General features: G+C 59.2%; 11 protein-coding genes. 5 read left to right on the forward strand and 6 right to left on the reverse strand.

The genetic code is table 11. The features are described 5' to 3' along the window. The first annotated feature begins 44 nt into the window (after window positions 1-44). The 3 genes from era (at window position 45) to NW834_RS01270 (ending at window position 3,194) form a co-directional block, all read left to right on the forward strand. Window positions 45-1,136, forward strand: a complete 1,092-nt coding sequence (gene era / locus NW834_RS01260) for a GTPase Era (RefSeq protein WP_414418772.1) — start codon at window positions 45-47, stop codon at window positions 1,134-1,136. Between the two features lie 226 nt (window positions 1,137-1,362). Then, the gene (locus tag NW834_RS01265) at window positions 1,363-2,493 is read left to right on the forward strand and encodes an aromatic ring-hydroxylating oxygenase subunit alpha (RefSeq protein WP_414418773.1); all 1,131 of its coding nucleotides are present in this window, start codon (window positions 1,363-1,365) and stop codon (window positions 2,491-2,493) included. Between the two features lie 98 nt (window positions 2,494-2,591). Next, window positions 2,592-3,194 carry a glutathione S-transferase family protein gene (locus NW834_RS01270; protein WP_414418774.1) on the forward strand — a complete coding sequence of 201 codons (603 nt, stop codon included), beginning with the start codon at window positions 2,592-2,594 and terminating at the stop codon, window positions 3,192-3,194. An 11-nt stretch (window positions 3,195-3,205) separates the two neighbouring features. On the opposite strand, the gene NW834_RS01275 is transcribed toward NW834_RS01270, so the two are convergent. From NW834_RS01275 to der, 3 genes are all read right to left on the reverse strand, one after another. Further along, window positions 3,206-4,459 carry a BMP family lipoprotein gene (locus tag NW834_RS01275; RefSeq protein WP_414418775.1) on the reverse strand — a complete coding sequence of 418 codons (1,254 nt, stop codon included), beginning with the start codon at window positions 4,457-4,459 and terminating at the stop codon, window positions 3,206-3,208. Window positions 4,460-4,550: 91 nt separating this feature from the next. Next, on the reverse strand, window positions 4,551-5,015 hold the full coding sequence (gene smpB, locus NW834_RS01280; RefSeq protein WP_011432891.1) for an SsrA-binding protein SmpB: 465 nt from the start codon (window positions 5,013-5,015) through the stop codon (window positions 4,551-4,553). Window positions 5,016-5,038: 23 nt separating this feature from the next. Further along, the gene (der, locus tag NW834_RS01285) at window positions 5,039-6,418 is read right to left on the reverse strand and encodes a ribosome biogenesis GTPase Der (protein ID WP_414418776.1); all 1,380 of its coding nucleotides are present in this window, start codon (window positions 6,416-6,418) and stop codon (window positions 5,039-5,041) included. Window positions 6,419-6,578: 160 nt separating this feature from the next. Here der and NW834_RS01290 point away from each other — a divergent pair, with 160 nt between their 5' ends. Further along, on the forward strand, window positions 6,579-7,775 hold the full coding sequence (locus NW834_RS01290; RefSeq protein ID WP_414415961.1) for an aspartate aminotransferase: 1,197 nt from the start codon (window positions 6,579-6,581) through the stop codon (window positions 7,773-7,775). A gap of 3 nt (window positions 7,776-7,778) precedes the next feature. Here the strand turns inward: NW834_RS01290 and NW834_RS01295 are convergent, their stop codons facing one another. Together NW834_RS01295 and NW834_RS01300 are read right to left on the reverse strand one after the other, a co-directional pair. After that, window positions 7,779-8,987: a Coenzyme F420 hydrogenase/dehydrogenase, beta subunit C-terminal domain gene (locus tag NW834_RS01295; RefSeq protein ID WP_414418777.1), complete on the reverse strand. Its 1,209-nt coding sequence runs from the start codon at window positions 8,985-8,987 to the stop codon at window positions 7,779-7,781. Window positions 8,988-9,041: 54 nt separating this feature from the next. After that, complete coding sequence (locus NW834_RS01300) at window positions 9,042-9,551, reverse strand: molybdopterin-dependent oxidoreductase (RefSeq protein ID WP_414418778.1); 510 nt, start codon at window positions 9,549-9,551, stop codon at window positions 9,042-9,044. 447 nt (window positions 9,552-9,998) lie between these two features. On the opposite strand from NW834_RS01300, the gene lgt reads away from it, so the two are divergent. Continuing rightward, the gene (lgt, locus tag NW834_RS01305) at window positions 9,999-11,138 is read left to right on the forward strand and encodes a prolipoprotein diacylglyceryl transferase (RefSeq protein WP_414418779.1); all 1,140 of its coding nucleotides are present in this window, start codon (window positions 9,999-10,001) and stop codon (window positions 11,136-11,138) included. A gap of 74 nt (window positions 11,139-11,212) precedes the next feature. Here lgt and chrA read toward each other — a convergent pair whose 3' ends face one another. Beyond that, on the reverse strand, window positions 11,213-12,484 hold the full coding sequence (gene chrA / locus NW834_RS01310; RefSeq protein WP_011432884.1) for a chromate efflux transporter: 1,272 nt from the start codon (window positions 12,482-12,484) through the stop codon (window positions 11,213-11,215). Between the last annotated feature and the right edge of the window lie 58 nt (window positions 12,485-12,542).

The following is a 12,542-nucleotide window of genomic DNA, read 5'->3' on the forward strand; positions in this document are numbered from 1 at the left end:
GGTTGGAAACAAACAGAATGCTATCGCTGCATAGTTGAACAGTGATGTTCAGCAGTGTTCAGCGTAAATGTATCAGCGCCGGACATCCCTATTCTCCTTCAGACGGGAGGGATCCCTCCCCTGAGGGACAGGGATCCAGTGGCGACGGCGGGACAGAGTCCTCCGCTGCTGCAGCAGAAGGGGAATCGGCGCCCGGTCGTGTCAGCAGTGGGGAACTGTCTGCGATCCCGGCTGCCCCGCCAGGGTTTAAGTCGGGGTTTGTGGGGCTGATCGGGCGGCCCAATGTGGGCAAGTCCACCCTACTCAACGCCCTGGTGGGACAAAAGATTGCCATCACCTCTCCCGTGGCCCAGACCACCCGCAACCGCCTGCAGGGGATCCTCTCCCTACCCCAAGCCCAGATCATCTGGGTGGATACCCCTGGCATCCACAAACCCCACCACCGCCTGGGGGAAATCTTGGTACACAACGCCCAGGCAGCCATTGCCGCTGTGGACGTGATCCTCTTCGTGGTGGATGGATCGGTGCCGGCAGGACGCGGGGATGCTTTTATTGCCGAGCGGATCCCTGCTGCTTCCCCCTGCCTGATCGTCTGCAACAAAGCGGATCTGCTGCCTCGGGATGCTGCCGTGCGCCAAGCTCACCAGGAGAGCTACCAAGCCCTGCGCCCCGGCGCTCCTGTCGTTTGGGTGTCTGCCTTGGATCCCAGCAGTTTGACACCCCTGATCCAAGCCACCATCGATCTGCTGCCCACCGGCCCCTACTACTACCCGCCGGATCTGGTGACGGATCAGCCGGAGCGGTTCATCATGGCGGAGCTGATCCGAGAACAGGTGCTGCTGCAGACCCGCGAGGAAGTGCCCCATTCCGTGGCCGTGACCATCGACCAGGTGGAAGAAACCCCCAACGTCACCCGCATCTTGGCCACCCTCTATGTAGAGCGGGACTCGCAAAAGGGGATCCTCATCGGCAAAGGGGGGGAAAGGCTCAAGCGGATCGGCCAGGCAGCCCGCCTGCAGATTCAAAAGCTGATCCTGGGCAAGGTGTACCTGGAGCTGTTTGTCAAGGTGCGGCCCCACTGGCGGCGCTCTGAGCACCTTCTGCGCGACTTGGGCTACAGCGCTACGTCCCCCTAGCGGGAATAAGCCATTTGCGTCAGCAGGACGGAGTTCTTATGCCCCCCTCTCCCCTTGTGGGTAGGAGACTGGGGTATTCGCGCAAGCAGCACGGCGTGCCTGGGGGAAATGCTGCAAAAATGCCCTAGACCTGCTTAGAACAGATACTGACTGGGATCCCTGCGTTAGCTTGGATAGCAAAGCCTCTGGAGTCCCACAGCAGTTTTTCTTATCGCTGCTTTGCCCCATGACCGCTTTCTATCCCGCTACTGTTCAACCGGGCGCCCGCACCCTGCCTGGCCACTACTATGTTTCTTCCAGCCGTTTTGAGGCGGAGATCGAGCGGATTTTTTATCGGCAGTGGTTCTGCGTGGGGCGCAGTGCCGATCTGGCCCAACCCGGAGACTTTTTGCAGGTGCAGGTGCTTAGAGAAAGCCTGATCCTGGTACGGGATCCCAAGGGGCAAGCCCATGCCTTCTTCAACCACTGTCGCCATCGAGGAACCCGACTCTGCAGTGAGCCCCAAGGCCATTTTGCCGATGGGATCCCTTGCCCCTACCACGCCTGGCGCTATGGGCTGGATGGACAATTGTTGGCGGCTCCCCAGATGCACGAGGTGGAAGACTTTCGCCGTGAAGACTATCCCCTCCACTCAGCCGCTTTGGTGGAATGGGAAGGCTTTGTCTGGGTCAATCTCAGCCGCCATCCTCAGCCCTTCGACGAGGTTTTTGCCCCATTGCAAGGCCGCTTCCGAGAGTGGAACCTGTCTGCTTTGCGGCGAGGTCATCGTATTGAATACAACGTTCAGGCCAACTGGAAATTGCTGTTTGAAAACTACTCTGAGTGCTACCACTGCCCCCTCATTCACCCGGAATTGGCCCGTCTTTCGCCGGCTCGCAGCGGTCGCAACGACCTGATGGAAGGCCCCTTTTTGGGCGGCTACATGTTGCTCAACCCAGATGTTACCAGCCTAAACATGAGTGGCCAACGCAGCTTGCCCCTGATCTCCACCGTGCGCGGAGAAAACCAACGGCGAGCCTACTACTACACCCTTATGCCCAATCTATTCTTGAGCCTGCAGCCGGACTATGTCATGACCCACACCCTGTGGCCGCAGGGATCCGACCGGACGCGGGTTGTCTGCGATTGGCTGTTTGAGCCGGAGACCTTGGCGCTGGATGGTTTTGATCCCAGCGAGGTGGTGGAATTGTGGGATCGCACCAATCGACAGGATTGGCACCTGTGCGAGCTCACCCAGCAAGGGGTGGGATCCCGTGCCTATGAAGCAGGGCCTCTTTCCCATGCAGAAGGGTTGCTGCAAGCCTTTGGGCGGGAATACCGCCGGCAGATGCAGGAGTTGGAAGAACAAAGCTGCTAAAAAAGTGTTAGGGACAGAGGGTTTTTGTTGATTGGGTTGCCGTTGGCGTTGTTAGGACGAAGTTCTTTGTAAGGTGCTTTGGGCTGAGGTTAACCACAATGTTGCGACTGTACGGGATCCCAACCTCCGGAAATTGCTACAAAGTGGAATTGCTCCTCAAGCAATTGGGGATCCCCTATGAGACGGTTGAAGTCAACTCCAGGGCCGGAGAAAACCGCCGCCCCGAGTACCTGGCCAAAAACCCCCTGGGCCAGATCCCGGCTTTGGAACTGGAAGATGGAACGGTCTTGGCCGAGTCCGCCGCGATCTTGGTCTACCTGGCAGAAGACACCCCCCTCTACGGCCAAAACAAGTTGGAACGGGCCGAGATTTTGAAGTGGTTGCTTTTTGAACAAACCCGCATTGCCCGCTACATCGCCACCACTCGCTTCTGGGTGCGGGCCGGCCAAGCAGAGGCCCATGCTGACATGATCGCCCAGAACTTGAAATCTGGAACAGAGGCCTTGGAGATCATGGAAGGCCACCTGCAGGGGAAAGCATTTTTTGTGGGCAACCGCTACACCATCGCCGATCTCGCCCTTTTCACCTACACCCATGTGGCGGAGCAGGGCGGGTTTGACCTCAAGCCCTTTCCTCAGATCCGAGCCTGGTGTCAGCGGGTGAAAGCCACCGACCGGTTCTTCCCCCTACCCGGAGCATGAAACATTTTCTCCTAATTGCTGGCTCCCTCCATGCCCTCTAGCAACTGGCCCAGATACCAAATCTCGACCTCGCTGGCCACATCTCCCTCAGCCAAGAAGGGCGTGCCATCTTGAAAGTTGAGCGGCCCCTTGAAGAGCTGAATGCTGCCATTCCCCAAGCCGGCGATGAACTCCTCCAACTTAGCCCTATCTTCTGGCTCCAGGGCTTCTCCCATGATGAACCCTGCCGAAGACGTGTCCGGGTTGTTGATATCCGACCAGTCGATGGGCGGACGTAGGAATTGGCTCTCGAAGGTGCCCGCGCGAGCTGCCTCGATCAATTGCTTGTATCCTGGCCCCCAGTTGTAGTAGGAAACCCCCAGGCAAATTTCGGGCGCAAAGTTACAACCGCTGGCCAGGCCGTAGTGGGTGTAGCGCACTCGCTTTCCGGCCTCAGCAGCCCGCTTGCCTTGCACCGCCGCCTCCGGCGTATCCAACCCCGACATCACCACATCAAAGCCGCTGTTGTAAAAGTCATCGGCAACCTTGCTTGGATCCAGAGTAACCCCTGGAATGTTGAACCAAAAGCCAATCCAGGTCACTCGGAATTGCAACTCCTCGGGACGATCCCGGTAAGTATCCCAGCAGTATTTGGCTCCCAAGTAGGCGGCAGCAGCGTAACGGCGGGTTTCGTCGTTGATCAGAGGCCCCAACAGGCCAATTTTGCCGGTTTCGGATCCCAGAGCCGCGGCACATCCGGCCACCATGCGCATCGCTTCCATCTGGGGCATGATGTTGGCCAAGTTGGGCAGATCGATGTAATTTTTCCCTTCCTTCCAGGCCATGTCCCCAGAAGCATGGATAACTGCGATCTCAGGATGCTTGCGGGCCGTTTCAATCGCATCGTCTTTGTGGTCATCGGAAGTAAAGATGATAACCTTGGCACCTCGGGCGATCATGTCATCCGCCACCTGGGAGGCGCGCACATTGGGCCGATCCGCCGGGTTCACCTTATCCAGGTAATCAAACTCGACACCGGGCAACTTGGCCTTGACGTATTCGCTGCCCTCCACATGCGCCTGGCTCCAGCCGCCATCCTGCATCGGCCCCACCAGCACCATGCCCACTTTGAAGGTCTCCTGCGCCGTTGTGGGGGTGGATCCCAGTAAAGCGGCGACTGCCAGGCCAATAGCCCAGCCTCTCGAGGGAGAAAAAGCGCGGGTAAGATTCCAGTTCACAGGCAGCTCCAACAGAACAGGGATCCAAAGCCGGAAGACTACATCCATCATCGGGATCCCGCTGCAGATCGCTGTATCTGAGAATACAAAAAGGCGCTTGGCAAACGACGTGGAAGCCAGCAGGGGCTCAGGGAGAAATTTATCGTTCCTTCAGTTCCCGCTGAATCTCCCGCTGGGTTTGCCGCTCTTTGATGGCTTGTCGCTTGTCGTGGAGCTTTTTGCCGCGGGCCACGCCCAGATGGGCTTTGATCCAGCCGCGGTTGAGCACCAGCTTGAGGGGAACCACGGTCAGGCCCTTTTGTTCCACCAAGCCCCGTAGGCGGTCGATCTCGCGGCGGTGCAGCAGCAACTTGCGGCGGCGGGTAGGGTCGTGGTTAAACACTTTGCTGGCGGTGTCATGGGGGGAGATGTGCAGATTGTGCAGCCATGCTTCCCCATCCCGAAAGAGGGCAAAAGCGTCTTGCAGGTTGGCTTTGCCCGCTCGTATCGATTTCACCTCTGTGCCGGTCAGTTGGATCCCGGCCTCATAGGTCTCCAAGATGTCGTACTCGAAGCGGGCGCGACGGTTGTCAACCAGGGTTTTGACGTTGGGATCCACAGCCATAGGCTTTCAGTAGACCAGAGGGCCTAACGAGAGGTCAGGGATCCCTCCAATTTTCGCACCGCCCGCCCAACCAAGCGCTCGGATTTGCCGCGCCAGAGAAAGCGAATGGGGGTACCGGTAAAGTCCAGGTTTTGCCGGAAGTGCTTTTCCAGGAAGCGGCGGTAGTTATCCTTAAACAAATCGGGATCGTTGACAAACAGAACAAAGGTGGGGGGCCGATCCGCCACCTGGGTGCCGTAGTAAATTCTGCCCTGCTTGCCCTGGCGGTTGGTGGGGGGCGATTGCCAGGCAAGAGCATCCTGGAGCACTTCGTTGACCACAGCGGTGGGAACCCGTTTGCGGTGGGCGGCCACCACGGTATTCACCTGCTCAAAGATTTTGTGGGTGCGTTGCCCGGTGAGGGCGCTGACAAACAGGAGCGGCGCCCATTCAATAAAGTAAAGCCTGTCGCGAATCTCGCGGGTGAACTCGTTGATGGTGTGGGTATCTTTGTTTTCTACTGCATCCCACTTGTTGACGACGACAACGCAGGCGCGGCCCTCTTCTTCGATGCGCCCGGCCAGCCTCTGATCCTGTTCGGTAACCCCCTCCAAAGCATCGATCACCAGCAGCACTGCATCCGAGCGCTGGATGGCCTTGAAGGCCCGGTTGATGCTGAAGAACTCAATGCCGTACTGCACGCGGTTTTTTTTGCGGATGCCGGCGGTATCGATGAGGCGATAGGGCTGCCCTTCCCAGGTGACCACGGTGTCGATGGCATCGCGGGTGGTGCCGGAAATGGGGCTGACGATGGCCCGCTCGGATCCTACCAGGCGGTTGAGCAGGCTGGATTTGCCGACGTTGGGCCGTCCCACAATCGAGACGGCGATGGGATCCGGCTCACCCACCGTTTCTTCGGTCACTTCGGGCAAGTGAGCCAGCACCGCCTCCAACAGCTCGGCTACCCCATTGCCATGGATGCCGGAACAGGGGATCGGATCCCCCAGCCCCAGCTCCCAAAAGGCTGCTGCCTGAGCCAGGCCCATCTGCCCCGACTCGCACTTGTTTACGGCCACCACCACCGGCAGGGGTTGTTTGCGCAGCCAATCGGCCACTTCTACATCGGCGGGTGTCAGTCCCTCTCGGCCATCCACCACGAAGATCACGGCCTGCGCCTCGGCCATGGCTGCCATCGCTTGCTGGCGAATGTGGGGCAGAAATTCGCTGTCGTCGCCAAAAACCAGGCCGCCGGTGTCCACCACCCGCAAGCGGCGCCCGTTCCACTCCACCTCCTGGTACAGGCGATCCCGGGTCACGCCGGGCTCATCGTGCACAATGGCCGAACGCACCCCCGCCATGCGGTTGACGAGGGTGGATTTGCCCACGTTGGGGCGGCCCACAATGGCCACAAGAGGTAGGGGCACTGTTGGCTCGTCGATAACTTGGGATATCTATCCTAGCTGTTCGGGATCCCGGATGCCCAAAGCCGCCAATCTCGATCATTGCTTTGGATGCAGGTCTGGCGGTAAGTTAGGTACCTATCCTCCCATCAGGCACCGGCTGTGCCCCTTCCCCATTCTTGCCATGAACCGCGCTCTCGTTCCCGCCCAGCGGCTGAACAAGCTGCCCGCCTATGTCTTCGCCCGCTTGGATGAGCTGAAGGCCCGCGCCCGCCAGCAGGGGTTGGATTTGATCGATCTGGGCATGGGCAACCCCGATGGTCCCACCCCACAGCCGGTGGTGGAGGCGGCGCAGGCGGCCATTGCGGATCCCGCCCACCACGGCTACCCGCCCTTTGAGGGCACGGCCAGCTTCCGCCAGGCGATCACGGATTGGTACTGGCGCCGCTACGGGGTGGAGCTGGATCCCAATGGAGAGGCGCTGCCTTTGCTGGGATCCAAAGAGGGGCTGACCCACCTGGCTCTGGCCTATGTGGATCCCGGAGATCTGGTGTTGGTGCCCAGCCCTGCCTATCCAGCCCATTTTCGCGGCCCCATGATTGCCGGCGGGCAGATCTACCCGATGATGCTGCGCCCGCAGAAGGGGTGGTTGATCGATCTGCAAGAAATACCGCCGGAAGTGGCCCAGCAAGCGCGGGTGCTCTACTTTAACTACCCCAATAACCCGACGGCGGCAGTTGCGCCCCGCTCTTTTTTTGAGGAGGTGGTGGAGTTTGCCCGCCGCTACGATCTCATCCTGGTGCACGACCTGTGCTATGCCGAGCTGGCTTTTGACGGCTACCGGCCCACCAGCCTGCTGCAGATCCCAGGTGCCAAGGACTTGGCAGTGGAGTTCCACACCCTCTCCAAAACCTACAACATGGCCGGCTGGCGGGTGGGATTTGTGGTGGGCAATCGCCAGATCATCCAGAGCTTGCGCACCCTAAAAACCAATCTCGACTACGGCATTTTTGCCGCCATCCAAAAGGCCGCCGAAACTGCCCTGCGCCTGCCGGATAGCTACCTGGAGCAGGTACAAGAGCGCTACCGCCGCCGGCGCGACTATCTGATCGGCCGCCTAGCGGAGTTGGGCTGGCGGATCGAGCCGCCACGGGCGACGATGTATCTCTGGATCCCTACCCCCCGCGCTGCCGACGGCACCCCTGAGGGATCGACGGAGTTTGCCCTGCGGGTGCTGGAATCTACAGGCGTGGTCGTAACCCCCGGCAGCGCTTTTGGAGAGGGAGGAGAGGGCTACGTGCGGATTAGCCTAATTGCCGATTGCGAGCGCATAGGTCAGGCTATCGATCGCTGGGCGGAAGCTGGGATCCGCTACTGCTGAGCCTCAGTCTTGCGGGAGTTGGTACTGCTCCACAATCCGCCGGGCAAAGGGGGGCACGTGCTGCTCCAACTTCTGGGGATAGTGGCGGCGCACGTAGAGGTAGTTGCGGGTGAAGTGGGAATCGATGGAAAAACGGGCATATTCCAAACCGCGTGGCCCAAAGCGCTGGATTGCCGCCCCCAAGAGGCGAGCCAGCCACATTGGCAAACTCAGGGCTTGGTCGTAGGCAGGGATCCCCTGTTGCACTGCCGCCCGCCGGGATCCCTGGGAGATCACCGGTTGGGTTTCCAGCTCTTCCCAAACCAAGTCCAGCAGCTCTTGCCCCCGCTGGTTGCGCACCAGCAGCCACTGCCAGCCCAAGGGGGATCCCATGTAGCCCACCACCAGATCCGCCAGAGCATTCACATAATCAAAACAACTGAGGCAGGAGGGGGCAAACACGTCCTTGAGTTCTTTGGTCTTGAGGCCGAAGAAGGGCACCTTTTCCACCGAGCCATCTTCGTGTTTGAAGTGGATGTGGAAGTCTTGCATAAACTCGTAGTGCACCACCGTCTGTGGGGAGCGGCTGGTGGTTTCTAGAAACTTTTTCAGCCCGGCACGGCTGACATTGTCCACACAGGGCGTGCCCAACACGTACAGCTTCTCCAGGCCCAGTTTTTTTTCCACCGCCCGCAAAGCCTGAATTTGGCAGCCCACCCCGATCACCAATAGGCGCTTGAGGCCGCTTTGCTCCACCTGCTCCAACACAGACAAGTTGGGAGAAAGAGTTGGCTTGTTAACTCGCGCCGCCCAGACCGCTTCGGGGGTACGGGCCAGGATGGGCCGTGGCTGAAAGCGATCCCGCTCATCCGCCTGCACGCACACCACCCCTTCCACCAAGCCAGTGGTGAGGGCCTTCATGCCAATGCTGCTGACAATGCCCGTCCACTGGGCCCCCGGGATCGGATCCCGCTTGCGGGCTGTGTACATCGCCTCGTAGACACCGAAGTAATCGGTATCAGTGACGGCAAGGGATCCTGAGCGCAGCGATTCCCGGGATCGCCCGTGGGTCTGTTCTTCCAACTGGGTCAGTTGCTGGTTCAAGAACGCACAGGCTTCTCTGACCTGGGCCACGTAGCGGGTATCGCAAAGGCCACACTGGCTGCACAGCTCTTTGGCCGGATAGTGGCCGGAACGGATGGGCCGGGCTGGACGTGGTGAACGGGATCCCATGATTTCTAGTGTTTGCGTAAGCGGAATGGAGTCCAATGGATCTTTTGAGCTTTGCTATTTAAGCTTTACTTTGAGATCTAAAGACACAGGCACCTCAGGCGTTCGCAGCAACGGCAACCAAGGTGCTCTCTTCAGTTTGCGGCCAAAACGGCAGATAGCGGCAAAGAACTTCGAGGGATCCCTGCTAAAGGAGCGCAAAATTTCAGAGCCTCTATAGATTGCTGTAGCGTTCTTCGGCCCAGGGTTCACCGCCCATGTAGTAGCCGTTGCTCCCCCAAAAGCCCAGCTGATCTTAGGGGGGAAACTCCAGGCATATGGGTGAGGGATCAAAGTGCGCACCGGCCCTACCGGGAGCGGTTGTCCTTCCAGGGTATGAACCAGGTAGTTTTCGGGGCGGGTGAACTCCTCCAGAGTCAGGTTGGTGGTGTAGCCGCCATAACAGTGTTGCATCACCGCCTTGGCCTCAGGAGCAATGGATACCAACTGCAACCCATCCGGGATCCACACCCCTGTCCAGTTGACATCCTCCATCTCCTTTCGGTACAACGCAAAGACTGGAGACACGGCACAGCTTGCCCACTGCTGTCGCCCCCATCTAGCCCCACCACTTGGCCGGTGTACTCCGTCATCCAAGGCTTGGTACTGCGCTGGAGTGGCCTTGAGGAGTTTGGCATCTCCGACCAGCGTGGGTGTATCTTAATTGCAGGTCTAACAGGGCAAAAGTCGTCCTGGAAGGGCGGGGCTTTGGACCTAGCTTTTTGGTAAAGGTATGGGCTCTAGGGTGGAATCTTGTCCGTGACGGGCCTGTAGGATCGGGGCAACTGGGAACGAGGACTGGCGCTGCTTCAGGATCGGGGAGAATGGATCCCTGTTGGAGCCTGTGAATGGCTGCCGGGGATAGGGGAGAAGAGCCCGGAAGGAACTCCGTCCCGCTAACCCAAGCGGGTGAGGTTGATAAGGCCGACTCGTGGAACTGAGTTGAGCAATTTTGGGGTGCAGAGCGTGTTGTCGATGAACCTATGGAGTGCAGGGCTGTTGGGCCTTACCTTCAGCTCACCGGGAGAATTTGTCTTCCGCTTTCCCCCCGGCACCCCGCTGGTGGGAGGGCTGGGCCTACGCTGGTATGGCCTATTGATGGCAGTGGCCGTGTTGGTCGGCTTGATCTTGACCAAAGCGTTGGCAGAATCTCGTCATCTAGAGAAAGAGCCTGGCAAAGCCAGTGAACGAGTGGAGCTACTGGCCCTGTGGTTGGTAATATCTGGGTTTCTGGGCGCCCGCCTCTACTACGTCCTCACCCACTGGTCAGAGTTCCAAGACAACCCCCTCTCGGCCTTTGCCATTTGGCAGGGGGGTCTCATCATCCACGGTGGGGTGTTGGCCGGCGCGCTTGCCCTTTACCTCTATTGCCGCACCACCGGGATCAACGGCTGGAAGTACGCCGATGTGCTCACGCCGGGGTTGATTTTGGGCCAAGCCATCGGGCGCTGGGGCAACTTTTTCAACTCTGAGGCCTACGGTGCCCCTATTCCTCCCGACAGCCCTTGGCCGCTGCGGGTGTACATTCCTCCCCAAGCCCGCGAGCCGGAATACAGCCAATTTGAGTTTTTTCACCCCATCTTTTTTTACGAAAGCGTCCTCAACCTGCTTCTATTTGCCCTCTTGATGGGAATGTTCTGGCGCTTTCCCAAACTCAAAGATGGCACTTGGGTTTGGACCTATGTTGTCGGCTATAGCCTGATCCGCATCCCCTACGAAATCTTGCGCGTGTCGGCGGTGGCCTATCTGCCGGGAACTTCCATCAAAGCCGCCTATGTAGCCAGTGGCTTGGGCTTGGTGATCGGGATCGGCATGTTGATCTACATGTACCGGCTGCGCTTCGACCCCGATTTGGAACAACTGGCAGCGTGGTTATCGGAGCAAGCGGGATTAGCGCCAGAAGCAGCCCAAAACCTTCTGGAACGGGCTTGGGCTATTCAACAGAGACATCGCCGCGCCGACCTGTTGGATCGTGTCACCCTAGCCATGCCCCACTTTCCCAGCGCCCTTGCCCCTCACCTGTCTCTTGGCCAACGGGAGCTGCTCATGCGGCAACTGTTTTGTCGCCTGGAAGGCAGGGATCCCTCTGAGGAAGGGCTGGCCCAAGCCAGTTAGTGCCGTGGCCATCAGGCTGAATCAGGGTCATTCCCTCACCCCCAAGGAGAAAGCAGGGCCAGGGAGCAAAACCTTTAGGCCAGCAGACCTCGGGCCAGCAAACCCGCCCCCCCTCCCATCAACACCAACAGCCAAGTGGGCTGGCGAAAGCGCATCAAGGCAATGAAGGCCGCTACCCCGATCCCCAAAGCCACCAGCGAAGCGGGAGTTGTTTGTTGTAGCAGCGCATTTTGGGCCAAGGGCACTGTAGCCGCAGCAACAGCCCCCAGGGCCGTTGGGGTAATTGCCTGCAGGGATCCCTTCACCCAAGCATTGTGCCGTATGCGCAACAGAACCGGAGCTGCCAGCAAAATAAAGGCAAAAGAAGGGGCAAAGATGGCCACTGTTGCCGTCAGGGCCCCCAGCACCCCTGCCACCTTGTAGCCGATAAAGGCTGCCGTCAGCACCACCGGGCCAGGAGTAAATTGCCCAATGGCCACCCCATCCAAGAACTCTGTCGGCGTCAACCAGCCCAACTGATCCACCACCTCGTCGGCGATGAAGGGGATGATCACCAGCCCTCCCCCGAAGATGGTGCCGCCTACTTTCAGGAAAAACAAGGTCAAAGGCCAGAAATAGGCACCAATCCGCTCCAGACCCCAAAAGCTGCTCAGGATAAGGGTTTCCGGTGGAACCGTGGCCACTACCGTCTGGGCCAACGTCAATACTGGCCAAGGGAGTAAAATCGGGATCCCCGATAGTGGGCCTTTTTTGGGCCCATACAGCAGCAGCCCCACCAGAGCCGCCAGCCCGAACAGCAACAGGATATTCACCCCCCCAATCAGCAGCAGGGCAAAGGCCGCCACCGCGATCAGCCCCCGGCTCCAATCCTTCACAGCTTTACGGCCCAGTTTCCAGCAAAAGGCCAGGATAATGGCGATCACCACCGGGGCCACCCCAAAAAACATCCCCTCTAGCTGCGGCACCCCCTGAAAGCGAAAGTAAAGCCAAGAAAAAATCACCTCGATCACAAAAGCAGGGGCAATGAAGCAAATCCCCGCCAGCACCGCCCCCAACCAGCCTGCCCGCACATAGCCGACATAGATCCCCATCTGGGTAGAAGCTGGCCCTGGCAACATTTCACATAGGCCCACCCCTTCGGTAAATTGTTCCTGGCTCATCCAGCCCCGCCGGATCACCGCCTCATCGTGTTGCATGGCGATGTGGGCTTGGGGGCCGCCGAAACCCAGGGATCCCAGCCGCAGGAATACCACGGCAATCTCTTTCAGGCGCGTTGAAAGGGAGGGCAAGTTGTCGGGGGCGTTTTCCGGCCTGGGGAACTGACCGGGAGCAGACTCAGAAGACATGGGCAAAGCCCGGCAAGACAACCCCGCCTATCCTGCCATCTGTCCGGGATCCCTTCAA

Origin of the sequence: Synechococcus sp. R60.1, from assembly GCF_047461835.1 — a bacterium.
In the GTDB taxonomy this organism is placed as follows: domain Bacteria; phylum Cyanobacteriota; class Cyanobacteriia; order Thermostichales; family Thermostichaceae; genus Thermostichus.

Excerpts from the sequence above, each read along its gene's own strand:
- smpB (WP_011432891.1), bottom strand. The coding sequence starts at position 5,015 with ATGGCTGTGGATCCCAACGTCAAAACCCTGGTTGACAACCGTCGCGCC.
- NW834_RS01265 (WP_414418773.1), top strand. The coding sequence starts at position 1,363 with ATGACCGCTTTCTATCCCGCTACTGTTCAACCGGGCGCCCGCACCCTG.
- lgt (WP_414418779.1), top strand. The coding sequence starts at position 9,999 with ATGAACCTATGGAGTGCAGGGCTGTTGGGCCTTACCTTCAGCTCACCG.
- NW834_RS01295 (WP_414418777.1), bottom strand. The coding sequence starts at position 8,987 with ATGGGATCCCGTTCACCACGTCCAGCCCGGCCCATCCGTTCCGGCCAC.
- era (WP_414418772.1), top strand. The coding sequence starts at position 45 with ATGTTCAGCAGTGTTCAGCGTAAATGTATCAGCGCCGGACATCCCTAT.
- NW834_RS01270 (WP_414418774.1), top strand. The coding sequence starts at position 2,592 with ATGTTGCGACTGTACGGGATCCCAACCTCCGGAAATTGCTACAAAGTG.
- NW834_RS01275 (WP_414418775.1), bottom strand. The coding sequence starts at position 4,459 with ATGGATGTAGTCTTCCGGCTTTGGATCCCTGTTCTGTTGGAGCTGCCT.
- chrA (WP_011432884.1), bottom strand. The coding sequence starts at position 12,484 with ATGTCTTCTGAGTCTGCTCCCGGTCAGTTCCCCAGGCCGGAAAACGCC.
- NW834_RS01290 (WP_414415961.1), top strand. The coding sequence starts at position 6,579 with ATGAACCGCGCTCTCGTTCCCGCCCAGCGGCTGAACAAGCTGCCCGCC.